We start from the raw sequence: 23,454 nt of genomic DNA on the forward strand, positions 1-23,454 counted from the left end.
GTTCTAGGGAGAAACAAAATGCGCGTTTCCATCGTCTTAGGTTCGCTCGCCGCTCTGCTGGCGCTCACCGCCTGCCAGACGCTGACTCCGGAAGAGCGCCGGGCGCGGGATGAGGCTACATGCCGGGGTTATGGTTTCCGCCCCGGCACCGACCCCATGGCGGGTTGCCTTCTCGATCTGGAAATGGATCGTCGCGCCGACAACCGCGCCTGGCAGGCGCAGATGAACCGCGACATGTTCTATCGTCCGGTGGTGGTGGAGCGGCGGATCATCGTCCAACCAAACCCCTGACCGGAATGAAGGCGACATTGCTGGCGGTTTCACCCTGCCTTGCCCTTGCGGCAAGTGTCGCCTGCGCGGCGGCAAGACGCGCGATGGGCACGCGGAAGGGCGAGCAGGACACGTAGTCGAGATCCGCATCCTCGCAGAAATGGATCGAGGCCGGGTCGCCGCCATGTTCGCCGCAGATGCCGAGTTTCAGCTCCGGACGCGTCTGGCGGCCGCGCTCGGCGGCAATGCGGATCAGTTCTCCCACACCGTCGAAATCGAGCGAGATGAACGGGTCGCGTTCAATAATGCCCTTGCGCTGATAGGTATTGATGAAACGTGCCGCGTCGTCACGGGAAATCCCGAAGGTCGTCTGCGTCAGATCGTTGGTGCCGAAGGAGAAGAACTCCGCAGCTTCCGCAATCACATGCGCGCGCAGCGCCGCACGCGGCAACTCGATCATGGTGCCGGTCAGATATTCGAGCGTCATGCCGGTCTCTTCCGCCACCTCGGCGGCCACAGTGTCGATGACGGCCTTGACGTAATCGAGTTCGGACCGGAGGCCGACCAGCGGCACCATGATCTCAGGCACGACAGGTGCACCGGTGATGCGCGCCGCCGCAACCGCAGCCTCAAAAATGGCGCGTGCCTGCATTTCGGCAATTTCGGGATAGGAAATGGCAAGCCGGCAGCCGCGATGGCCGAGCATGGGGTTGAATTCGTGCAGCGCATCCAGCCGCTGGCGGAATACGGTCTGCGGCATGCCCATGGCGGCGGCGACCTCTACGATCTCGCCATCGCTCTTCGGCAGGAATTCGTGCAGCGGCGGATCAAGCAGGCGGATCGTCACCGGTAGGCCGTGCATGATCTGGAAAAGCTCGGTGAAATCCGAACGCTGCATCGGCAAAAGCCGGTCAAGCGCTGCCCGCCTGCCCTTTTCGCTTTCGGCGAGAATCATCTCGCGCATCACATGAATGCGGTCGCCTTCGAAGAACATATGCTCGGTGCGGCAAAGACCTATACCTTCTGCACCGAAAGCACGGGCGGCGCGGGCATCGGCCGGTGTATCGGCGTTGGTACGCACTGTCATACGGCGCAGATTATCGGCCCATTGCATCAGCTTGCCGAAGTCGCCTGACAGTTCAGGCTGCGTCATCGGCACTTCACCTTTCATCACCCGGCCGGAAGAGCCGTCGATGGTGATGACATCGCCGCGTTTCAGCATGCAGCCAACGCCGATCAGCACCTTGTTGCGCATATCGACGCGCATCGAACCCGCACCGGTAACACAGGGAATGCCCATGCCGCGCGCTACCACGGCGGCGTGGCTGGTCATGCCGCCGCGCGTGGTCAGAATGCCTTCGGCGGCATGCATGCCGTGAATATCTTCCGGACTGGTTTCGATGCGGACCAGAATGACGCTTCGGCCTTCGGCTTCCGCAGCGACCGCTTCTTCCGAGGTAAAGACGATCTCGCCGGTTGCCGCACCCGGGGAGGCAGGCAGGCCGGAGCCGATGATGGGCCGGGAAATACCGGGATCGATGGTGGGGTGCAGCAATTGGTCGAGCGATGACGGCTCGATGCGGCAGACGGCTTCTTCCTGCGAAATCAGCCCATCCTCGACCATATCGACGGCGATCTTCATGGCGGCGCGTGTGGTGCGCTTGCCGGAACGGGTCTGGAGCATCCAGAGCTTGCCGCGCTCGATGGTAAATTCCAGATCCTGCATGTCGCGATAGTGGGTCTCCAGCCGTTTGCAGATCACCATGAACTCGGCGAAAGCCTCCGGCATCAGCTTTTCCATGGAGGGTTTGTCGGAACCCGACGCCAGCCTCGCGGCCTCGGTGATGGATTGCGGCGTGCGGATGCCCGCTACCACATCTTCACCCTGGGCATTGACGAGGAACTCGCCGTAAAGCTCCGCCTCTCCGGTGGAGGGATTGCGGGTGAAGGCAACGCCGGTTGCGGATGACGAGCCGAGATTGCCAAAGACCATGGCCTGGACGTTGACCGCCGTGCCCCAATCGCCGGGAATATTGTGCAGGTGTCGATAGGTCACGGCGCGATGGTTCGTCCAGCTGGCAAAGACTGCGCCGATAGCGCCCCAGAGCTGAACATGGCAATCCTGCGGGAAAGCCTCTCCCAGCTCGTCCTCGATCAGTTGCTTGTAAAGCGCAACGACATGCTGCCACTCGACCGCCGACATATCGGTATCATATTCATGGCCGAGCCGGCCTTTCTCGTCCTCGAGAATTTCTTCGAACAGCTCATGGTCGAGACCCATGACGACATCGGCATACATCTGGATGAAGCGGCGATAGCTGTCCCAAGCGAAACGGGCGTCGCCCGCATCGTGGCCCAGCGCCTGCACCGTGCGGTCGTTGAGGCCGAGATTGAGCACCGTGTCCATCATGCCCGGCATGGAGGCACGCGCGCCTGATCGGACCGACAACAGCAGCGGCGTCTGGCTGCCGCCGAATGTCTTGCCGGTCACGGCTTCCATGCCGTGAAGGCCGGCCATGACCTGCAGCTTCAGCTCTTCGGGGAGATCGCGGCCGTTCTTGTGATAAAGGGCGCAGGCATCGGTTATGATGGTGAGGCCGGGGGGAACGGGAAGGCCGAGACTTGCCATTTCGGCAAGGTTTGCACCCTTGCCGCCCAATATAGCAACGTCACCTGCCCGGCCTTCGGCAGCACCGTTGCCGAAGGTATAAACCCACTTTTTCATTCCACGCTCTCCACCCAGAAGCGTTGTCATTTTTCTATCATCTACAGCATTGGCAGCATGTTGGAAACGCCACAACGTCCAGTTTACATCGCAGTGCAGCATAATTGCGGCGAATTGCGCGCCAGAATTGCCGCAAAAGCAAAATAACAGCGTTACTGACGCATTCGTGTAGTGCGCAGAAACGGAGTGTTCCCTAAGCCATCCACATCGCCCAAAAAGAGATTATTCATGCAATTTACTCGCCGCCACACGTTGAAATTTGCCGGAATTTCTTGCGCCGCCACCGCCCTTGCCGGTGCTCTTAGAGCAGAAGGCGCCCCACCCGCAGCAAGTGCAGGCACCGCCCTTCCCTTTGCGCTGACCACGCCGATGCATGTCAGTCAGGCGGCGCTTCGGGTGCGCGATCTCGATCCGATGATCGATTATTACCGTTCCGTGCTCGGGTTGAATGAGGTTGCGCGCAACGCACGGGGCGTGACGCTCGGCGCCGGCACCGTTCCCCTGCTTGATCTCGTTCACAAGCCAACGGCGGATTATGAAAGCCCCACCTCAGCCGGCCTGTTCCACATCGCCTATCTGATGCCCACCCGCAAGGATCTGGCGCGGTGGCTGGTACATGCGGCGTTAAGGCAGGTGCCGCTCACGGGCTTTGCCGACCATAATGTCAGTGAAGCGGTCTATCTCAACGATCCCGAAGGCAACGGCATCGAGGTTTACAGCGACCGGCCGAAGGATACATGGGTCTGGAGCGGCAGCGTGGTTAAAATGGGGACCGAACCGCTCGACGTCGATGATCTCGTAACGCTGACCGACACCAAAAAGAGCGACTACGAGGCCGCACCTTCCGGCATGCGCATCGGGCATATTCACCTGCGGGTCGGCGAGATTGCCACCGCACGCGCCTTTTACGAGGAAGCCGTTGGTCTCAAACCGACGCAGGATGCCCGTTCGGATGCCTCCTTCCTGTCATCGGGCGGATATCACCACCATCTGGCCGTCAACACATGGAACAGCCGGGGGGCGAAAGAGCGCAACGCCACTGAAACCGGCCTCGACTGGTTCTCTCTTGCCATCCAAAATCCCACGGACCTTGAAGCGCAGAAAACGCGGCTGCGGGCGGCCGGTTATGTGCTGGTGGAGATGGAAAACAAGGTTGTGGAAGCGATTGATCCGTGGGGCACGCGGCTGCGGTTGGTGCCGGTATAAGAGGGCGGCAAGTCGGCTGGTTTCCTGTGACTGGTACAGGAACGAGGGACGCTAGGCACAAGACCAAAAAAAAGCCTTGCGAGGCCACGGCAGCGACCTCGCAAGGCTTTCCATCCGGTACAGGAAACCGGATGGGGGGTCTGGAAAGAGCCCAAATTCCTTTCAAAAAGACATAGCAAAATGCCGCGCATTGTCGCCCACCCGAATGGGTGATGCGGCCAGATAAATTCGCGATGGACAAGGCTTAAGGGGCAGACCCGGAACGGGAAACTCAGACGGCTTCGCGCAGTTGCTCGGCAGTCTGCAAATCCACGGAAACCAGTTGCGACACGCCCTGTTCGGCCATGGTGACGCCGAAGAGGCGGTTCATGCGCGCCATGGTGATGGGATTGTGGGTGATGATGACGAAACGCGTTTCGGTGGAGGCAACCATTTCGTCCATCAGGTTGCAGTAACGCTCGACATTATGGTCGTCGAGCGGCGCGTCCACCTCGTCCAGCACGCAGATCGGTGCGGGATTGGTGAGGAAGACCGCAAAGATCAGCGCCATGGCCGTCAGCGCCTGTTCACCGCCGGAAAGCAGCGTCATGGTCTGCGGCTTCTTGCCCGGAGGACGGGCGAGAATTTCCAGGCCGGCTTCCAGCGGATCGTCGGATTCGATCAGCTGCAATTCCGCCGTGCCGCCACCAAACAGATGGGTGAAAAGCCGCTGGAACTGCGAATTGACCACATCGAAGGCCGCAATCAACCGTTCACGGCCTTCGCGGTTGAGGTTCTGGATACCGGCGCGCAGCTTGCGCACCGCGTCGATGATATCATCGCGTTCCTTGATGAGGGCCGCGAGCTTGGCGGAAAGCTCCGCCTGCTCTTCCTCGGCACGCAAGTTGACGGCGCCCAGCCTCTCACGCTCGATCTTCAGCCGGTCGAGATCGCGCTCGACATCGCGAATATCTGGTTTCGGCTGGTCGGGACCAAGGCCGGTCAGGCGCAACGCCATATGCGGCTCGGTATTCAGCGTTTCGCGGATGCGATGTTCAGTTTCCTGCCGCTTCTCGCGGGCGGAAACAAGCCGCTCTTCGGCGCGGCCGCGCTTCTCCCGGGCTTCTGCCAGTTCGGAAAGGGCGGTGGTGGCAACGCGGTCGGCGGCGCGTTGCAGGTTTTCCGCCTCAGCCAGCCGGTCCGCGGCCAAGCGGCGGGCGTCTTCGGTTTTCTGAAGCTCGGTCAGGAGGTTGCGGCGTTTCTCGTCGAACTCTTCCGGCGCAATGTCCAGTTCGGCGATTTCCTCGCGCGCCTCTTCCTCACGCTCGCGCAGGGTGGCGATGTGATCGGCGGCACTGGCGGCCCGCGATGCCCAGGTGGACCGCTCCTGCGCGATTGCCTGAAGCCGGCGCTGGCGGCTTTCCGCCTCGCGGCTCACCCCCTCGTGGCGGGCGCGCGCTTCTGCCAGCAGGCCACGGTCAGTGGCGATTTCCAGCTGGCTTTCACGCAGGCGCAGATCAAGGGCGGAAAGATCCGGTGCATCTTCCATTTCGATGCGAGCGTTTTCTTCCTGAACGACGATCTCGTCGATCTGCGCGCCGATCTGGTTCAGCGCTTCCGAGACGATATCCCGGCGGCGCAGAAGATCGCCAGAGGCGCGTTCGGCTGATGTCAGCGCCTCTCGTGCCTCGGCAAGATGACGCGTCACCAGCCGGCTTCTGTCGCGCACTTCCGAAAGCCGCAACTCGGCGCTTCTGATGTCGTCGGTCCTGATGGAGAGCTGTTCTTCGGCCTCCTCCAGACTGAAACGGGCCTCTTCCAGTTCCGTCTCGATTTCGGCAAGCCGGTTCTTTTGTGCCAGACGAAGGGCGGCGGCTCCCGGCGCATCAGCGCTGGCGATGTGGCCATCCCAGCGAAACAGCGCGCCCTCGCGCGTCACCAGCCGCTGACCGGCCTTCAGCGACGGCATCAGGCGCAAGGCTTCCGCAGTGTCGGCTGCAACGCCGATCTGGGCGAGACCGCGCCTTAATGCGTCCGGCGCCTGCGCATAGTTCAGAAGCGGCTTGACGCCCTGCGGCAAAGCAGGATCGCCCGCACCATCGCCATTGCCGGCCCAATAGGCGGGAGCAGCGGGATCAAGGGCACTTTCGAGGTCGTCGCCAAGGGCTGCACCAAGCGCTGCCTCAAAACCACGTTCCACCGTCATTTCTTCCGCCACCGGCGTGAAGCTGCCATTGGCGGCAGCACTGGCCGCCAGGATTTTGGTGATGGTGCGCGCTTCCGTATCCAGAGCGTTCAGCCGGTTTCTCGCCGTTTCCAGTGGGCCGCGCGCCAGCGCTTCGGCGGAACGCGCCTCGGCAACGGCGGCTTCGGCTTCCTCCGCCACGATCAGAGCGTCTTCCACCGCGATCTCGGCTGCCTCGACCGCCTCGCGGCGCTCCGAAGGATCGGGAAGGCCGGAGAGTTTTTCATCGACGGCATCGATCTCGGAGGATGCCTCCTGGGACTGGCGTTCCAGCCGGAGTTTACGATCGGAAAGCTCGCGGATCGCCCGTTCCAGCTGCTGGCGCCCGGCGGCCGCCTCGGCGCGCTCGGCGGTGATGGCAGTGAAAACGGTTTCGCTTTCAGTCAGTTTCGCGGCAGCTGCCTCAAAGGCTTCGCGCATCTCTTCGGCATGACGACCGGAATCGGCGAGGATTTCGAGAAGGTCTGCCTCTTCCTCATCGAGCCGCGCAAGGATCTGGGCGTTATCAGATACAAGCCGTTCTTCGCGAACGATGTCTTCGCCAAGCTGCGATAGACGGCGCGCCAGCTCATCACGGCGGCGAAGCAGGCGGTTCGCCTCGTCATCCAGCTGGGTGCGGGCAATCTGCAGACGTTGCAGGGCGGCAGCGACACGCGCTTCATCCTCGCGCAGTTCCGGCAGCTTCAGGCTGGCAATTCCCTGCTGTTTGGCCGCCTCCATCTGCGCCTGCGCCTTTTCGGCAACGATGTTCGTGGCCTGATTAAGCGCGCTTTCCGCTTCGCCTTCGGCTTCCTTGGCTTCTACCCAGCGGATATGCAGCAGGGTCGCCTCGCGGGCGCGGATATCCGCCGACAGCATCTTGAAACGGTTGGCCTGCCGCGCCTGGCGTTTCAGGCTTTCGATCTGGCTTTCAAGCTGGGCGGTCACATCCTCCAGCCGCTCCAGATTGGTTTCGGCAGCGCGCAGGCGAAGCTCCGCTTCATGGCGACGGGAATGCAGGCCGGAAATGCCGGCCGCCTCTTCCAGAAGCTGGCGGCGGGCCTGCGGCTTGGCATTGATGAGTTCACCGATACGCCCCTGCCCCACCATCGAGGGCGAACGCGCGCCGGTGGAGGCATCGGCAAACAGAAGCTGCACATCCTTGGCGCGCGCTTCCTTGCCGTTGATGCGATAGACCGAGCCGTTTTCGCGCTCGATGCGGCGCGTCACCTGAATTTCATCGGCATCGTTGAAGGCGGCGGGCGCGGTGCGATCGGAATTGTCGAGATAAAGGCCGACCTCGGCGGTGTTGCGGGCCGGGCGATTGCCGGAACCGGAGAAGATGACGTCATCCATGCCGGATGCGCGCATGTTCTTGTAGGAGTTTTCGCCCATCACCCAGCGAAGCGCTTCGACCAGATTGGACTTGCCGCAACCATTGGGACCGACGACACCGGTCAGACCCGGCTCGATGATGAATTCCGAGGGTTCAACGAAGGATTTGAAACCGACGACGCGGAGCTTGTTGAACTTCATGCCGCTCCGCTCCGCCTGAAATAACGGCAATAAAAAACGGGCGAACGGAAATAGCCGCCGCCCGTTCCTTTAAGGGTTCGGCGATCAGAGCAGCTTGTCGATGACAGCCGACATGGTTTCAACCGACATGTCTCCCGCGTATTTCTTGCCGTTGATGATGAAAGTCGGCGTGGAGTTGACGCCGAATTCCGTCGCACCGCGTTGCATCGTTGCGTTCACATCATCCAGAAGCTTCTGGTTCGTCAAGCAGGCCTCGAAAGACTCCTGTGAGAAACCGGCCATTTTCGACAATTGCAGCAGCGCCGCACGGGCATCCTGGGCTGTTGCCCAGCTCTGCTGCTGCTTGAACAGCATGGAAACGAACGGGAAATACTGTCCTTCCGGTGCGCAGCGCGCCAGCATGAAGGCAGCGGCGGCACGCGGATCGAACGGGAATTCGCGGATGACGAAATAGGCCTTGCCGGTATCGATGTATTTCTTCTTGATCTCGTCAAAGGTCTTGTTGTGGAAATTGGCGCAATGCGGGCAGGTCATCGACATATATTCGACGATCTTGACGGGAGCGTTCGCATCGCCGAGCGCCGCTTCCGGCAGCGGACCGGGCTTCAACACCGCAGCCATATCCACGTCACCGGTGGATTCAGGCAATTCCTGCGCCTGGGCAACGCCCGGCGTGAAGGCAAACGGCAGGGCCGTGGCAAGGGCAGCAAGTGCAACGCCGCCGAGAAGGCTGCGACGGGAAATGGTCAGTTCGGAAAAATGCATGAAAGCACCTGTTGGTAATAGACTCTATTGTCTGTTGATTCCGATATAGCGACGGCCTGTTCATCACAAGCGGGGTTTTGAACTCTTCTTGTCAAAGAATTGTGACCAGTCAAGGACGGTGCGCGACATCAAATCGTCCCGCCCCGCGGCTTCTTCTTCTGCATCACCGCCGTGCCGAGCCTTTCCACTGCCTTGCGCAGCGCTTCGCTCTCGATGCCGTCCATCATATCGTCGAGACGTTTTGCCGCATCACCGCGCAGCGGCGGCGGCTTTCGCCGGCGGGGAACGGGCTGCGATACCGGCTTCTGCACGATCCTGATCTGGCGTACCGCCGGAAAGCCAAAAAAGCCGTTGATGCGGGCGATGAGCTCGCCCTGTGCATGGGTGAGGAACAGAGCGCGCGCGCCTTCGCAGGCAATCGTCAGCACGCCCGGCTGGTAGCCGCCGCGATCCGGCCCTTCGTCGCGACGCGGCCAGGTAATCTTTTCCGGCCGCGTGCAATCGGCGAAGTCATCGCCGGCGATCTCGTCCCACGAGCCGAGCAGCGCCGTGTTGATGCCCGCCCGTTTCGACAGGAGGGGATCCATGATGCCATTGGCTATTTCGGCAATCTGGATGACGCCTTTGCGTGGATATCGCATTTTTCACTCGGGTTTCAGGACCGCACAGTCCGGAGCTTCTTGATAGGTCGGCATGAATGGCCCAACTATAGGCCGAATCGAAGAGAAACGGCAAACCATGCTTCAAAAAACCGCCCCGTCATCGCACGCGCAGATGCTGCTCGCATGGTACGACCGCCACCATCGCGAGTTGCCTTGGCGCACCTCGCCGGCCATGGCGGCACAAGGAAAACGTGCCGATCCCTATCATGTCTGGCTTTCCGAAGTGATGTTGCAGCAGACGACGGTGCAGGCGGTGAAACCCTATTTCCTGAAGTTCCTCGCGACGTGGCCTCATGTCAGCGATCTGGCGGCGGCACCGGTTGAGGATGTGATGGCTGCATGGGCGGGACTTGGTTATTACGCCCGTGCCCGCAACCTGAAAAAATGTGCGGAAGCCGTGGCGAAAGACCATGGCGGCGTCTTTCCCGATACCGAAGAGGGCCTGAAGAAGCTGCCCGGCATCGGCGACTATACATCTGCTGCCGTGGCGGCCATTGCGTTCAACCGGCAGGCGGCGGTGATGGACGGTAATGTGGAGCGCGTCATCTCCCGCCTTTTCGCGATAGATGCACCCCTGCCCGGCTCGAAACCCGCCATGAAGGCGAAAGTGGCGGAGCTTACGCCTCCCGACCGGCCGGGCGATTTTGCGCAGGCGATGATGGATCTCGGTGCGACGATCTGCACGCCGAAGCGCCCTGCCTGCGCGCTCTGTCCGTTCAATGGCGGCTGTCTGGCGCTTGCCCATGACGAGCCGGAGCGGTTTCCGGTCAAGGCCGCGAAAAAGGCAAAACCGGTGCGGCTGGGAGCCGCCTTCGTGGCGGTGAATGCAAGCGGCGAAATTCTACTGCGGCGGCGCATAGAAAGCGGCCTTCTCGGTGGCATGACGGAGGTGCCGACAACGGCATGGACCGCCCGCGTGGATGGCGGCACCGACACGAGCCACGCGCCTTTTGCCGCGTCTTGGCAAGCGGCGGGCGTCATCGTGCATGTCTTCACCCATTTCGAGCTGCGGCTCACCGTCTATCGGGCACAGGTGCCGGATGGGCTTGAAACTGGCACGGATGACGGATGGTGGGAGCCGGTTACAAATCTTGACGCGCAAGCCTTGCCGACGGTGATGAAAAAAGTCATCGCACAGGCTATTCCATCCGCATTCGATGAAAGCAGGAAGTTTCGATGACCAAGATTGAGCATATCGTATTCGACATCGGCAAGGTACTGATCCACTACGATCCGCATATTCCCTATAGCCGCCTCATTCCCGATGCCGACGAGCGCAAATGGTTCTTCGAGAATGTCTGCACCCATGACTGGAACCTCGAACAGGATCGCGGACGCGGCTGGGAAGACGCCGAGGCGCTGCTGATGGAGCAGTTTCCCGAGCGGGAAGAGCATATCCGCGCCTTCCGCAAGTTCTGGCATGAGATGGTCTCGCATTCCTATGACGACAGCGTCGCGATCATGACCGGCCTGATCGATAACGGTCACGACGTGACGATGCTGACCAACTTCGCCTCAGATACCTTCCGCGAAGCGCAGAAGATGTTCCCCTTCCTCACCCTGCCGCGCGGCGTGACGGTTTCTGGCGATGTGAAGCTGCTGAAACCGGATGTGGCGATCTACGAGCTGCACGCGAAGGAATTTGGCCTCGACCCTGCCGCAAGCATCTTCATTGACGATACGCTTGTTAATGTCGAAGGCGCCAAGGCCGCCGGCTGGCAGGCGGTGCATTTTACCGGAGCGGAAAAGCTGAAGCAGGATCTGCAATCCTACGGCGTGGATGTCTGACAGACCATCAGATCCAAAAAGAAAATTGGCGCAGGCGGAAATGGCGGTCTCCTGCCTGCGCCAGTCCTGCCGCAAGCGGCATGGGACAGCAATGTTTTCGTGAACTTTCCGAACCGGATTTTCACAACCATTGCTTTGCGTAGGACACTATGACCGTTCTCTTGCGCGAAACTTGTCTGGCTAAATTTAGATATTCAAAAATACCAACGCCCGACACCGAAGTGCCGGGCGTTGGTCGTTCTCCATCCGGGACTGAAGGTACTAAACCGGACGGAGACGTATGCTGACAATGGCGGGCGGTGGATCGTTGCCTTCAGCCTTTTGGGCTTTAGACTGTCAGGCCTTTGCCAGTTCACTGCGGATGATTGTTCTCAGATCATCGATAGGCTTCAGCTGGTCGCCATCCTCGAAGTGCCAGAACGTCCATCCGTTGCATGCGTCGAGACCCTGCACCTTTGCACCAAGACGGTGAATGGAGCCGGCAGTCCCGCCGGATGCAATCGTACCATCGGCACGAATAATGGCGCTATAACGGCGCTTTGCATCGGTCAGCACCTGGCCGGGACGGACGAGGCCGCTTTCCACCAGGGTGTTGAAGGCAACACGCGGTTCGGCCCTCTTGCCGGTCATAACGGTCAGCTCCGCCTTGCCGAGCGGCTCGACGGCGGCGATGCGGGCAGAGGCCGCGTCGATGTAATCCTGTTCGCGCTCGATACCAACGAAGTGGCGGCCGAGACGTTTTGCAACCGCACCCGTGGTGCCGGAGCCGAAGAACGGGTCGAGCACGATGTCGCCAGGCTTGGTGGAGGCCATGATGATGCGTGCCAGCAATGCTTCCGGCTTCTGGGTCGGATGCACCTTTTTGCCGTCGTCACCTTTCAGCCGCTCATGGCCGCTGCAAATCGGGAACAGCCAGTCGGAGCGCATTTGCACGTCATCGTTGGAGGCCTTCAGCGCTTCGTAATTGAAGGTATAACCCTTGGCTTTCGGATCGCGGCTCGCCCAGATCATGGTCTCATGGGCGTTCTGGAAACGGCGGCCCTTGAAGTTGGGCATGGGATTGGTCTTGCGCCAGACGATATCGTTCAGGATCCAGAAATCGAGGTTCTGGAGCATGGAACCGACGCGGAAGATGTTGTGGTAGGAGCCGATGACCCAGATGGTACCATTCGGCTTCAGCACGCGGCGGCAGGCCAGCAGCCAGGCGCGGGTGAAGGCATCATAGGCCTCGAAGGAGGAGAACTGGTCCCACTCGTCATCGACCGCATCAACCAGCGACTGATCTGGCCGGTGAAGCGTACCGCCAAGCTGGAGGTTGTAGGGCGGATCGGCGAAAATCGCATCCACCGACTGGCTCGGGAGGGCATCCAAGGCAGCGACACAATCACCTTTGATTATGCTGTCTTTCCAGGCGTCACTCTCGCCCGCACGATCAAAACCGGCACGCCGAAAATCGGCCAGCGGAAAAACTGCTGCCATTGGTACTCGCTCCATACGCTTACTCTCTACTGATGCTTATGGTTACCGAAGATGGTTATCAAAGCCTGAACAAGTCACGGAAAATGCGAAATAAATGGCTGTTGCGGCCGACACGCGCAATTTGCTGGCGCGGGCGGGGAACCCGAAGTGGCGCAAAAACGTTGTGCACAACGGGTTGTCCTGTTCCGCATGTCGGCGCTGGCAATACCGGCAACTCAGGGGGTAATCCGCAATGACGTCCGTAACGCGAGTGGCTTCTTTTTCAGTGCATGCCTTTTCCGCGGCTCTTCTTCTGGCGGCGCTACCGTCAAGCTTGGGGGCGCAGGAGCCGGCACCGCTATACAACGTCGTCACCGACGCTGTGCTGTTCGATGGTGGCCCCTCGCTCGGCAACAGCGACAGGGTGCGTTGGGATTTTTACAAGGCTGACGGGGCCGGAGTGCGCAGCGACGTCAATGCCGGCGGCTCCTACGACGCCACCTTCGAAGCGAAGCTGCCGGCGGGCAAGTATGTCGGCGTGGCAGCGCTGGGCAACATCCGTCGCGAAATACCCTTCGAGGTGAAGGAGGGAAGCCTAACGAGGCCAAAGGCTAATTTCGACGCGGCGGAACTGACGGTGGTGCCAAAACGCAGCCCCGGCGGCGATGTGGAAAGCCAGGCGAAAACCGAAATCACCAAGGACGATTTCAAGGACAGTGTCTACGGGCAGAACACGACCTTCGTGCCGGCGGGCGAACTCCTCCTCACCGGCAGCATCGGCCCTGCGCGTGCGCAGGAAACGCTTGCTATCAAGCCGGGCGAGACGATCAGCCACGATCTAGTCATCCCGAGCGGCGTGGTCGTTGCCAAGGCGGCCTATACGGACGGTGGCAAAGCTGTGGAAACGGACGATATCCGTTTCGAAGCGCTTTCAGCCAAAGAGACGCTCGATGGCACGCGCCAGACCATCAACGGCGTTTACGGCACCGGCAAAACCATGGAAATGCCTGCCGGCGATTTCGTGATGCGCGCGCGTCTGGGCAAGGTCACGGTGGAACAGCCCTTCACCGTAACTGCAGGAAAACGCACTGAGATCAACCTCAACCTCGATGCTGGTGTTCTGGCAATCACGGCACCGGGTGCGGAGCGGATCGACATCGTCGAAACGACCAAGGACCTTCAGGGTACGCAAAAGGAAATTTCCGGCCGTTATGGCAACCGGCATCAGGAGACCCTGCATCCCGGCGATTATTCGGTGAAGGTGAGCTACGACAAGAAATCCGGGCGCGAGCCGAAGGAGATCAAGGCGACGGTCAAGGCCGCCGAGAGAACCGAGACGAATGTGCCGGAGTAGCAGTAAGCCGCTGCCCGGCCGGGTGCGGCGGCGGCTCGCCAATCTTCACGCCGGTAAATCCTGATGCCGCGATGCGATCGCACAGCCTAATCCACTGGCAGCCGCGACAGGCCTGCCGGATATCTCCGGCGGCGAAGGCCAGACGCATTTTCTCCAGTAGCTCCGGCGTTGCCCGCAGCCGCTTTCCGGCGGTGATTGTCTCGTTCAAAAGCGTTGAAACCGAAAGCCGGGCCGCCTCGTCCCTCTGCACCACGCCCTCGTTGAAACAGTGGGCATGGCTTTCGCACAACAGGCCAACGCAGATATCGTCCGGCCCATCGACCAGCTCGATATCCTCTTCGCCGGCGTTCAGCCGAGCGGCGACACGGTCGTAGTTTTCGACAAAGCCGGAGGTATATCCCTTCCCCACATAGGTCAGCATACAGAGAAGGTGATGGGGGCGAAGGCGGACCGTCACAGGGCGCGTTTCCGATGAAGGAAACAGATCGGCGGACAGAGGAAAAATCCGCTCCGTGATTTCGCCGTATCAGCAGCCATCCATGCTCCCTTCACGCACCGCGGATCGTCATCGCGGGCGGATATCGATAACCGACTTTTCCGGCGGAGTCCAAACGAGCCCAGCCAATCGTTCCCGGCCTATCCGACGATGGCGAAGGCGTCGTGCACCGAGCCTGAAGGGGTGCGGATTGCCTTGCGGCCGATCCATTGCACGTGCCCGTCGAGAATTCGCACCGCCTCCTCGGCACGGCCGCCGCGCAATGCGTCGAGGATCGCGCGGTGATCGGTATCGGTGCGACGCTCCCATCCTGCCCGCCAGGCGGAAAACAGGAACCGGGCGCTCGCGGCATGCAGGCCGTCGATCGCCTCCATCAGGCGCGGCATGTTGCAAGGCGCCGTGATGAGGCGGTGGAAGCGGCGATTGGCCTCTTCCCAATGCTGCACGTCGACCGCGCTATCGCCTTCGAGCGTGGCGGCCTCCGCCTGGTCGAGAATGGCTGAAGTCATGTTTGGAATGGCGTGGCGCAGCGCCAGAACCTCAAGCGCGGCGCGCATTTCCGCGACTTCGCGCACATCGGCGAGGCCGAAATCCGCGACCCGCACGCCGCGGCGCGGAATGCTGGCGGCCAAGCCCTGCGCCTCCAGCCTGCGGAACGCTTCGCGCACCGGCACATGCGATGCGCCGAATTCGGCGGCAATGTGATCCTGCCTCAGACGTTCACCCGGCGACAGCTCACCGCGCACGATGCGGTCAGCCAGTGTGCGGCTGATGCGTGCGGCAATGGTATCTTCGGGTCTGGTTTTCGCTGTCTTGGGCATAACATCCCATAACGCATCCGGCGCTGATCTGTGTAGCTGTTTTTGCACGCAGGAAACGCGCAAAGCCAAATCCCAGCTATGAGCCGGGCGCGACCGACCCTTGCGGGCCAGCCGGTTGAGCTTGACGCGGACTTGGTCTAAAAGCCCGGGCATCACTTTTTTCCAAGGCAAATCCGATACAGGGAGCGCCCATGAGCGGCTTCGACCTCATTATTTTCGACTGTGACGGCGTTCTGGTCGATTCCGAAATCATCGCCGCACAGGTGGAGTCCCGCCTTCTGACCGAGGCCGGGTATCCGATCTCCGTCGAGGAAATGGGCGAGCGTTTCGCCGGCATGACCTGGAAGAACATCCTCCTGCAGGTGGAAAGCGAAGCCAGCATCCCGTTTTCCGCATCGCTGCTCGACAAGTCGGAAAAGCTGCTCGACGCGCGGCTGGAACGCGACGTGAAGATCATCGAGGGCGTCAAGTTCGCTCTGTCGCGACTGACGACACCGCGCTGCATCTGCTCGAATTCCTCCAGCCACCGCCTCGAAATGATGCTGACGAAGGTGGGCCTGAAACCCTATTTCGCACCACATATCTACTCCGCCAAGGATCTCGGAGCCGACCGCGTCAAGCCGAAGCCGGATATCTTCCTGCATGGCGCAGCCCAGTTCGGCGTTTCACCGGATCGCGCCGTCGTAATCGAGGATTCCGTGCACGGCGTGCATGGTGCAAAGGCAGCCGGCATGCGCGTCATCGGCTTCACCGGCGCATCCCACACCTATCCCAGCCATGCCGACCGGTTGACGGATGCGGGCGCGGAAACGGTGATTTCACGCATGCAGGACCTGCCCGCCGTTATTGCAGCGATGGCGGAATGGGAAGGCGCTTTTTAATCTCAGGCTTTGTCACAAACGCCACTTCGTCATGCTCGGGCCTGTCCCGAGCATCTGCAACGCGTTGATTTTGCTATACGTGTTTGAATCCTCGGGACGGGCCCGAGGATGACGTTGCGTATGAGGCATGGTTTGTTTGCGATCTGCCCGAAAGCCCGCAAAAGCAGCCTCCGGTTTTTACATTTCGCCCGTCAAATCACCGGCGCTTGGTCTTGGCCTTTGCGCCCTGCTCGGCAAAACCGATATAGACACTGACCGACCTCGGTGCGCCGCCCGGTCCGTTGGGAATGGCGACATGATCGTTGTTGAAGATGAACTGCGTGCCGGCACCGCCTGCAGCAACGTCGATGGCGAAATTGGTCGTTTCGCCATAAATCTCACCGTCGCCGTCCTTAACGGTGACGCGGATCGGTACGGTCACGCGGCCGGGCTTCGACATCGGGCCGGGAACGAGACGGCCCTGGGCCAGCACGTTTACCGTCAGCGTGGTTTCGTTCGCGGTGCAAGAGCGCGTCGTGTCTGACAGCGAAACCTGATAGGCGAGTTTCTGCGGATCGTCCTTTGCGCCACCGGCATAGACGCGGTGGACGGCATTGGCATCGAGAACCGTGACCGTCGGGCAGTTGGCCTGCACCACCGGAGCAACGGCATTTGCCTGCGCCGCCGGAGGGTTGACGGCAAGCGAGTCTGACGGATTGGAGGAATTGCATCCTGCAACAACGGCCAGAAGCGACATCGCGGCGGACAAACGCAAGAAATTCCCTGACACTCTTCTAATTCCCTCTCCATTGTCCCGGAACCGAACCGGAGACGCTGTTTATTGACCTTTCACGCAGGTTGGCGATGGTCTATAGCAGCGACGCCGGAAAAAATCGATTGGCATGTTTGGTTTTGCTTGAATTTTCAAAAAAGCCCTTCATTACCTCGCCAATCGCCTCATTCCGGCGGGATGCTGCTGATAAAGAGCCCGTAACGGCAACGGACAGACCGGTAAACGACAAGGGACTATCTCGTGAAATATGTATCGACCAGGGGTGCGGCCCCTTCGCTTGGTTTCTGCGACGCGCTTCTGGCGGGCCTTGGCCGTGATGGCGGGCTTTACGTGCCGCGCGAATGGCCCTCCATGTCGAAAAAGGAAATCCGCAACCTGCGCGGCAAGTCCTATCAGGACATCGCGTTTGAGGTTCTCTACCGTTTCACCGGCGGTGAAATTCCGGCCGACAAGTTCCGGGCGATGATCGACGACGCCTATGCGACGTTCCGCCATCCGGCCGTAGCACCCCTGACGCAGACCGGGCCGAACACCTTCGTGCTGGAGCTTTTCCACGGCACCACGCTTGCCTTCAAGGACGTGGCGATGCAGCTTCTCGCCCGCCTGATGGATTATACGCTGGCTGAGCGTGGAGAGCGCGCCACCATAGTCGGCGCCACCTCCGGCGACACCGGCGGCGCAGCCATCGACGCCTTTGCCGGGCGCGAGCGCACCGACATCTTCATCCTTTTCCCCAATGGCAAGGTCTCTCCGGTGCAGCAGCGCCAGATGACGACCTCCACCGCCTCCAACGTGCATGCGCTGGCGATCAACGGCAATTTCGACGATTGCCAGAACCTCGTCAAAGAAATGTTCAACGACGCGAAATTCCGCGACGGCGTCAAGCTTTCGGGCGTCAACTCCATCAACTGGGCGCGCATCATGGCGCAGGTGGTCTATTATTTCACGGCGTCCCTGTCGCTCGGCGGTCCCGACCGGAAGATTTCTTTCACCGTTCCAACGGGCAATTTCGGTGATATCTTCGCCGGTTACGTCGCCAAGAAGATGGGCCTGCCGATCGACAAGCTTGTCATCGCCACCAACGACAACGACATTCTGGCGCGCACGCTGAAGACCGGCCGTTACGAGATGCGCGGCGTCACCCCCACCACCTCGCCCTCGATGGACATCCAGATCTCGTCCAATTTCGAGCGGCTGCTGTTTGAAGCCTATGGCCGCGATTCCGCTGCGGTAAAGGCATCGATGGATGGCCTGAAGCAATCCGGCGCGTTTGAAATCCCGCCGCATGCGCTGAAATTCATCAAGAAGGATTTCCGCGCCGGCCGTGCCACCGAAAAGCAGGTGGCGGCGACGATCCGCGATACGCTTGAGAAAACCGGTTACCTGATCGACCCGCATACGGCGACCGGCGTTTTTGTGGCGGAAAAACACGAAAAAGCATCAAGCCCGATGGTTGTCCTGTCCACTGCCCATCCGGCTAAATTCCCGGCCGCCGTAAAATCCGCTTGCGCAATCGACCCGGCGCTTCCAGTATGGCTAGCTGACATTATGAACCGGGAGGAGCGTTTCGACATTCTGGACGCAGAGCTGAAGACGGTGGAAACCTTCATCGGCAGCCACGCACGCGCCGGCAAATAGAGACGCGGAAAGACTTGATATGAGAGTTAATGTGACCCGGCTTTCGTCCGGGTTGACCGTTGTCACGGAAAGAATGCCGCATCTCGAAAGCGTTGCTCTTGGGGTGTGGATCAAATCCGGGTCCCGCAACGAGACGACTGCCGAGCACGGCATCGCCCATCTTCTCGAGCATATGGCCTTCAAGGGTACGGCGCGCCGTACCGCCCGGCAGATCGCCGAAGAGATCGAAAATGTCGGCGGCGAAGTCAACGCCGCGACATCGACGGAAACAACTTCATACTACGCCCGCGTCCTGAAAGACCACGTTCCGCTCGCCGTCGATATTCTTGCAGATATTCTGACGGAGTCGCTGTTCGACGAAGACGAGCTGGAGCGGGAGAAAAACGTAATCCTCCAGGAAATCGGTGCCGCCACCGATACGCCTGACGATGTGATTTTTGACAATTTTTCCGGCGTCGCCTATCGCGACCAGACCATCGGCCGCCCGATCCTCGGCACTCCGGAAACCGTGCAATCCTTCACCAGCGCCCAGATCAGGCATTATCTCGCCCGCAACTATACGACGGATCGCATCTTCGTCGTTGCAGCAGGTGCTGTCGACCACCAGAGCTTCGTGAAGCAGGTGGAAGAACGCTTTGCCTCGCTGCCGCAGCTGCCGGTCACCACGCCGGTTCTCGAAAAGGCGATCTATACCGGCGGGGAAATCCGCGAGACCCGTGACCTCATGGACGCGCAGGTGCTTCTCGGCTTCGAGGGCAAGGCCTATCACGCCCGCGATTTCTACTGTTCGCAAATTCTCGCCAATATTCTTGGGGGCGGCATGTCATCGCGCCTGTTCCAGGAAGTGCGAGAGTCCCGCGGCCTTTGTTATTCCGTTTATGCCTTCCATTGGGGTTTTTCCGACACCGGCATTTTCGGCGTGCATGCGGCGACCGGCGGCAACGACCTGCCGGAACTGATGCCCGTCATCGTCGACGAGTTGCGCAAGTCTTCCCAGACCATTCATCAGGAAGAAATCGACCGCGCCCGCGCACAAATCCGCGCGCAACTGCTGATGGGTCAGGAAAGCCCGGCAGCCCGTGCCGGCCAGATGGCACGGCAGATGATGCTTTACGGCCGCCCCATCCCCAATGAGGAGATGATGGAGCGCCTGAACGACATCACGCGGGAACGCCTGACCGATCTTGCAGGACGGCTGTTTTTCGATACAGTTCCGACATTGTCTGCAATTGGCCCGCTCGAACAGCTGCCGCCTCTTTCAGACATTACTGCCGCGCTTTCCGCGCAGCAGCCCGCAAGGATAAAGGCGAACGGTTGAGGGTTGCGGTTTCTTTCCGTACAGGGATGGTGAATGCTGCGTTTTCTTTCCCGACATAACGACACCCCGGAACTGCGCAGCGCCAACCATCTTCTCAGACTGCCGCGCTATGGCGATTTCAAGCAGTGGCACGTTCTGCGCTCGGAAAGCCGTCAGTTTCTCCAGCCATGGGAACCCACCTGGCGCCCGGACGAACTGACGGAAGGCTCCTTCCGCACGCGTGTGGTGCGCAACGGCCAGGAGTTTTCCTCCGGCACCGCCGTGTCGTTTCTGCTATTCGAGAAGGAGACGTTGCTCGTTGGCGGCATCACCATCGGTTATATCAGGAGGGGTGCTGCACAAAGCTGCATGATAGGATATTGGGTGGGCGAACGCTACGCCGCGCAAGGCCATATGTCTGCCGCATTAAAATTGGTAATACCCTATATCTTCAACGGACTTCAGTTGCACCGTATCGAGGCAGCCTGTATTCCGGAAAACTTCAAAAGCATCCGGCTTCTCGAAAATGCCGGGTTCCAGCGGGAAGGTCTCTTGCGGGAATATCTGAAAATCAACGGCCAATGGCGGGATCATACGATGTTTTCCCTTCTTGCCGACAAGCAAAGCTCCAGTGGAACGAAGTACGATACATGACTTACACTCACTCTGCGCCGTGCCTGTCGAAACGTCTGGCGGCAATTGCACTGGCTGCGCCGTTCTTCCTGTTTTTCCTGCTTTTTTCGTCTCTTTCCTACGCCTTCGAGCCGGTGAAGATTTCCCGTGACGATACGGCGCTCGATCTCACCGCGACAACCGATATCTATGCCAATCAGGGTGAAGCCTTTCAGGTCTCGACCGCGCCCGGTCCGGATGGCATCCGCCGCCGTATCGAGGTGCGCGCCAGCTCCACCGACCATCAGGGCGACTGGGCCGTCTTCGCGCTTGCCAACGTTTCGGAAGAGCAGCTGGAGCGCGTTATCGTCGCACCGCATTTCCGTCTGGTGAATTCCAAGCTCTTCTGGCCCGATCTCGGCTCGCAGCGCATCATCGCGATCACACCGAGCGAAGGCTTTGCGCTTGACCGGCAGCCAAGCCCGGATGCCGACGTCTTCCGCATCACGCTCAATCCCGGCTCCGTCATCACCTTCGTCGCCGAGCTGTCGACCCCGCAATTGCCGCAGATCTATCTGTGGGAACCGGAAGCCTACAAGGATACGATCAACGCCTTCACGCTCTATCGCGGCATCGTTCTCGGCATTGCCGGCCTGCTGGCCGTGCTCCTGACCATCCTGTTCGTCGTCAAGGGAACCTCGGTTCTGCCGGCGTCGGCCGCGCTCGCCTGGGCGGTGCTCGCCTATATCTGCGTCGATTTCGGCTTCCTTGAAAAACTCATCACCGTCACATCCAGCGATCAGCGAATATGGAGGGCGGGCGCCGAAGTGGCTCTCGCCTCCAGCTTCGTGGTCTTCCTGTTCACCTATCTCAATCTAAACCGCTGGCACGCACATCTGGGTTATGCGACCTTTGCCTGGGTGGTGGGTCTGGCGCTGCTGTTCGGCGTCGCGATTTACGATCCTTCGGTCGCCTCCGGTATCGCGCGCGTCTCCTTCGCGCTGACGGCGACGGCCGGCATCGCACTCATCATCTATCTTGGCTTCAACCGTTACGACCGGGCGATTTTGCTCGTTCCGTCCTGGGCGCTCATCCTCGTCTGGCTGTTCGGCAGCTGGCTGACGGTGACCGGACAATTGGACAACGACATCGTGCAGCCGGCGCTTGGCGGCGGGCTGGTGCTGATCGTGCTTCTGATCGGCTTCACAGTCATCCAGCATGCCTTTGCCGGCAGCGCCTATCAGCAGGGCCTGTTTTCCGATCTCGAACGGCAATCTCTCGCACTGACGGGCAGCGGCGATACCGTTTGGGACTGGGACGTGACGCGCGACCGCATCGTCACCACACCTGACATTTCCAATCGTCTGGGGCTGGAGCCCGGCACGATGCATGGTGCTGCGCGCAACTGGTTGCCGCGCCTGCATCCTGACGATCGCGACCGGTTCAAGGCAACGCTCGACGTGCTGCTCGACCATCGCAAGGGCCGCCTCAATCACGAATTCCGCATTCGCGCTGAAGACGGACATTTCCATTGGCTGCAAATCCGCGCCCGCCCGGTTCTTGGCTCTAACGGCGAAATCATCCGCTGCGTCGGCACCATCACCGACATCACCGAGCAGAAGAACTCGGTGGAGCGGCTGTTGCAGGATGCGATGAATGACAATCTGACCGGGCTACCAAACCGGCAGGTCTTCCTCGACCGCCTGCAATCGATCCTCAACCTCTCTCCTGAAAGCGACGGCGTGCGCCCCACGGTGATGGCGATCGATATCGACCGTTACAAGCTGGTCAACGATACGCTCGGCATTGCTGCAGGCGACAATATCCTCATCGCGCTGACACGGCGTCTGCGCCGCCTGTTGAAACCGCAGGATACGCTGGCGCGTCTCGGCGGCGATGAATTCGGCCTGATCCTGACCTCGGAGCGCGATCCGCAACGGGTGGCCGATTTCGCCGATGCGGTGAACAAGGCAATCATGGTGCCGATCAATTTCGCCAATCGCGAAATCATCCTCACCGCCTCCATCGGCCTCGTTTCATGGATCGACCAGCAGGAAAGTGCCGCAGGTCTCTTGAGCGATGCGGAACTGGCGATGTACCGCGCCAAGCGCGCTGGCGGAAACCGCGTCGAGCCGTTCCGTCCCGCTTTCCGCACGTCCGGCACCGACCGCCTGCAAATGGAAAGCGATCTTCGCCGCGCCATCGAGCGCAAGGAGCTGTCGCTCGCCTATCAGCCCATCGTCAAGCTTGACGATGGCGCGCTGGCCGGTTTCGAAGCGCTGATGCGGTGGGAACACTCCAAACGCGGCAACATTCCGCCGAGCGAATTCATACCCATCGCGGAAGCCTCCGGTCTGATCGAACCGCTCGGCATGTTCGCGCTGGAAAGGGCAGCGACCGACCTGATGGACTGGCAGCATTCCATCGAGAAGATGCCGATCTTCATCTCCGTCAATATTTCCAGCGCGCAATTGCTGAATAACGAATTGTATAACGACGTGCGCGGCATGCTGACGCGAACGCGCTGTAATCCGCAGCAGCTGAAGCTGGAGCTGACGGAATCCGTGGTGATGGAGAACCCGGAACAGGCGCGGCTGGTGCTTTCCAAGCTGAAGGAAACGGGCATCAGCCTCGCCATGGACGATTTCGGCACCGGCTATTCGTCACTTGCCTATCTCACCCGCTTCCCCTTCGACACGATCAAGCTCGACAAGGCACTGGTGGCCAATACCAGCGACAAGCGCAACGTGCTGCTGCGCTCCGTTATCGCCATGGCGCGCGCTCTCGATATGCAGGTGGTGGCGGAAGGCATTGAAACGCCTGAGGATGCGGCGGAACTCTCACGCATGAACTGCCATTTCGGCCAGAGCTTCCTGTTTGGCACACCGGTTTCCGGCGATGCGGCGCTGAAGCTTCTGCGGGAGCGGTTCCAGCCGACCAAGCGGGCTTCGTAAGAGGTATTGGAATATG

Annotated in this window: 18 protein-coding genes; 10 read left to right on the plus strand and 8 right to left on the minus strand. The window is 60.5% G+C overall.

From position 1 onward, the window contains the following. Window positions 1–18: 18 nt before the first annotated feature. Window positions 19–291, plus strand: a complete 273-nt coding sequence (locus ACQZ45_RS05470) for a hypothetical protein (protein ID WP_003511845.1) — start codon at window positions 19–21, stop codon at window positions 289–291. Here ACQZ45_RS05470 and ppdK read toward each other — a convergent pair. Then, the gene (gene ppdK, locus ACQZ45_RS05475) at window positions 269–2,995 is read right to left on the minus strand and encodes a pyruvate, phosphate dikinase (protein ID WP_003511838.1); all 2,727 of its coding nucleotides are present in this window, start codon (window positions 2,993–2,995) and stop codon (window positions 269–271) included. The two genes, ACQZ45_RS05470 and ppdK, sit on opposite strands and share 23 nt — an antisense overlap. A 228-nt stretch (window positions 2,996–3,223) precedes the next feature. On the opposite strand from ppdK, the gene ACQZ45_RS05480 reads away from it, so the two are divergent. Further along, window positions 3,224–4,201 (plus strand): VOC family protein, encoded by a 978-nt coding sequence (locus tag ACQZ45_RS05480; RefSeq protein WP_113292259.1) that lies wholly within the window; start codon window positions 3,224–3,226, stop codon window positions 4,199–4,201. 271 nt (window positions 4,202–4,472) lie between these two features. Here ACQZ45_RS05480 and ACQZ45_RS05485 read toward each other — a convergent pair whose 3' ends face one another. The 3 genes from ACQZ45_RS05485 to ACQZ45_RS05495 all read right to left on the minus strand — a co-directional run bounded on the left by ACQZ45_RS05485 (window position 4,473) and on the right by ACQZ45_RS05495 (window position 9,346). Next, window positions 4,473–7,940, minus strand: coding sequence for a chromosome segregation SMC family protein (locus ACQZ45_RS05485; RefSeq protein WP_448742216.1), 3,468 nt, complete (start codon window positions 7,938–7,940; stop codon window positions 4,473–4,475). 84 nt (window positions 7,941–8,024) lie between these two features. Continuing rightward, complete coding sequence (locus ACQZ45_RS05490) at window positions 8,025–8,705, minus strand: DsbA family protein (protein WP_003511833.1); 681 nt, start codon at window positions 8,703–8,705, stop codon at window positions 8,025–8,027. 128 nt (window positions 8,706–8,833) lie between these two features. After that, window positions 8,834–9,346, minus strand: coding sequence for a DUF721 domain-containing protein (locus ACQZ45_RS05495; protein WP_003511832.1), 513 nt, complete (start codon window positions 9,344–9,346; stop codon window positions 8,834–8,836). 97 nt (window positions 9,347–9,443) lie between these two features. On the opposite strand from ACQZ45_RS05495, the gene mutY reads away from it, so the two are divergent. Further along, window positions 9,444–10,547 (plus strand): A/G-specific adenine glycosylase, encoded by a 1,104-nt coding sequence (gene mutY / locus ACQZ45_RS05500; protein ID WP_113292258.1) that lies wholly within the window; start codon window positions 9,444–9,446, stop codon window positions 10,545–10,547. Then, a complete protein-coding gene (locus ACQZ45_RS05505; protein WP_003511829.1) occupies window positions 10,544–11,155 on the plus strand; it encodes an HAD family hydrolase in 612 nt (203 codons plus the stop codon). The genes mutY and ACQZ45_RS05505 overlap by 4 nt, the downstream gene beginning before the upstream one ends. 336 nt (window positions 11,156–11,491) lie before the next feature. Here ACQZ45_RS05505 and ACQZ45_RS05510 read toward each other — a convergent pair whose 3' ends face one another. After that, on the minus strand, window positions 11,492–12,634 hold the full coding sequence (locus ACQZ45_RS05510) for a site-specific DNA-methyltransferase (protein ID WP_003511827.1): 1,143 nt from the start codon (window positions 12,632–12,634) through the stop codon (window positions 11,492–11,494). A 232-nt stretch (window positions 12,635–12,866) separates the two neighbouring features. Between ACQZ45_RS05510 and ACQZ45_RS05515 the strand changes: the two genes are divergently transcribed. Next, on the plus strand, window positions 12,867–13,967 hold the full coding sequence (locus ACQZ45_RS05515) for a hypothetical protein (protein ID WP_113292257.1): 1,101 nt from the start codon (window positions 12,867–12,869) through the stop codon (window positions 13,965–13,967). On the opposite strand, the gene ACQZ45_RS05520 is transcribed toward ACQZ45_RS05515, so the two are convergent. Both ACQZ45_RS05520 and ACQZ45_RS05525 read right to left on the minus strand, forming a co-directional pair. Then, window positions 13,927–14,388: a DUF1284 domain-containing protein gene (locus ACQZ45_RS05520; RefSeq protein ID WP_041694521.1), complete on the minus strand. Its 462-nt coding sequence runs from the start codon at window positions 14,386–14,388 to the stop codon at window positions 13,927–13,929. The genes ACQZ45_RS05515 and ACQZ45_RS05520 overlap by 41 nt on opposite strands. A 215-nt stretch (window positions 14,389–14,603) precedes the next feature. Then, window positions 14,604–15,284, minus strand: coding sequence for a GntR family transcriptional regulator (locus ACQZ45_RS05525; RefSeq protein WP_013635630.1), 681 nt, complete (start codon window positions 15,282–15,284; stop codon window positions 14,604–14,606). Between the two features lie 191 nt (window positions 15,285–15,475). Between ACQZ45_RS05525 and ACQZ45_RS05530 the strand changes: the two genes are divergently transcribed. Further along, on the plus strand, window positions 15,476–16,165 hold the full coding sequence (locus ACQZ45_RS05530; RefSeq protein WP_113292256.1) for an HAD family hydrolase: 690 nt from the start codon (window positions 15,476–15,478) through the stop codon (window positions 16,163–16,165). A 196-nt stretch (window positions 16,166–16,361) separates the two neighbouring features. On the opposite strand, the gene ACQZ45_RS05535 is transcribed toward ACQZ45_RS05530, so the two are convergent. Beyond that, window positions 16,362–16,901: a hypothetical protein gene (locus tag ACQZ45_RS05535; RefSeq protein WP_003511819.1), complete on the minus strand. Its 540-nt coding sequence runs from the start codon at window positions 16,899–16,901 to the stop codon at window positions 16,362–16,364. A 276-nt stretch (window positions 16,902–17,177) separates the two neighbouring features. Here ACQZ45_RS05535 and thrC point away from each other — a divergent pair, with 276 nt between their 5' ends. Genes thrC through ACQZ45_RS05555 form a run of 4 tightly spaced genes read left to right on the plus strand, consistent with a single transcriptional unit; the run spans window position 17,178 to window position 23,438 of the window. After that, a complete protein-coding gene (gene thrC / locus ACQZ45_RS05540; protein WP_003511817.1) occupies window positions 17,178–18,575 on the plus strand; it encodes a threonine synthase in 1,398 nt (465 codons plus the stop codon). 19 nt (window positions 18,576–18,594) lie between these two features. Then, a complete protein-coding gene (locus ACQZ45_RS05545) occupies window positions 18,595–19,893 on the plus strand; it encodes a M16 family metallopeptidase (protein WP_003511816.1) in 1,299 nt (432 codons plus the stop codon). Between the two features lie 33 nt (window positions 19,894–19,926). Further along, on the plus strand, window positions 19,927–20,526 hold the full coding sequence (locus tag ACQZ45_RS05550) for a GNAT family N-acetyltransferase (protein WP_003511814.1): 600 nt from the start codon (window positions 19,927–19,929) through the stop codon (window positions 20,524–20,526). Then, window positions 20,523–23,438, plus strand: a complete 2,916-nt coding sequence (locus ACQZ45_RS05555) for a sensor domain-containing phosphodiesterase (protein ID WP_113292255.1) — start codon at window positions 20,523–20,525, stop codon at window positions 23,436–23,438. Before ACQZ45_RS05550 ends, ACQZ45_RS05555 begins: the two co-directional genes overlap by 4 nt. The last annotated feature ends 16 nt before the right edge of the window (window positions 23,439–23,454 follow it).

It is taken from the genome of Agrobacterium sp. 16-2014-1-2a (assembly GCF_053522705.1).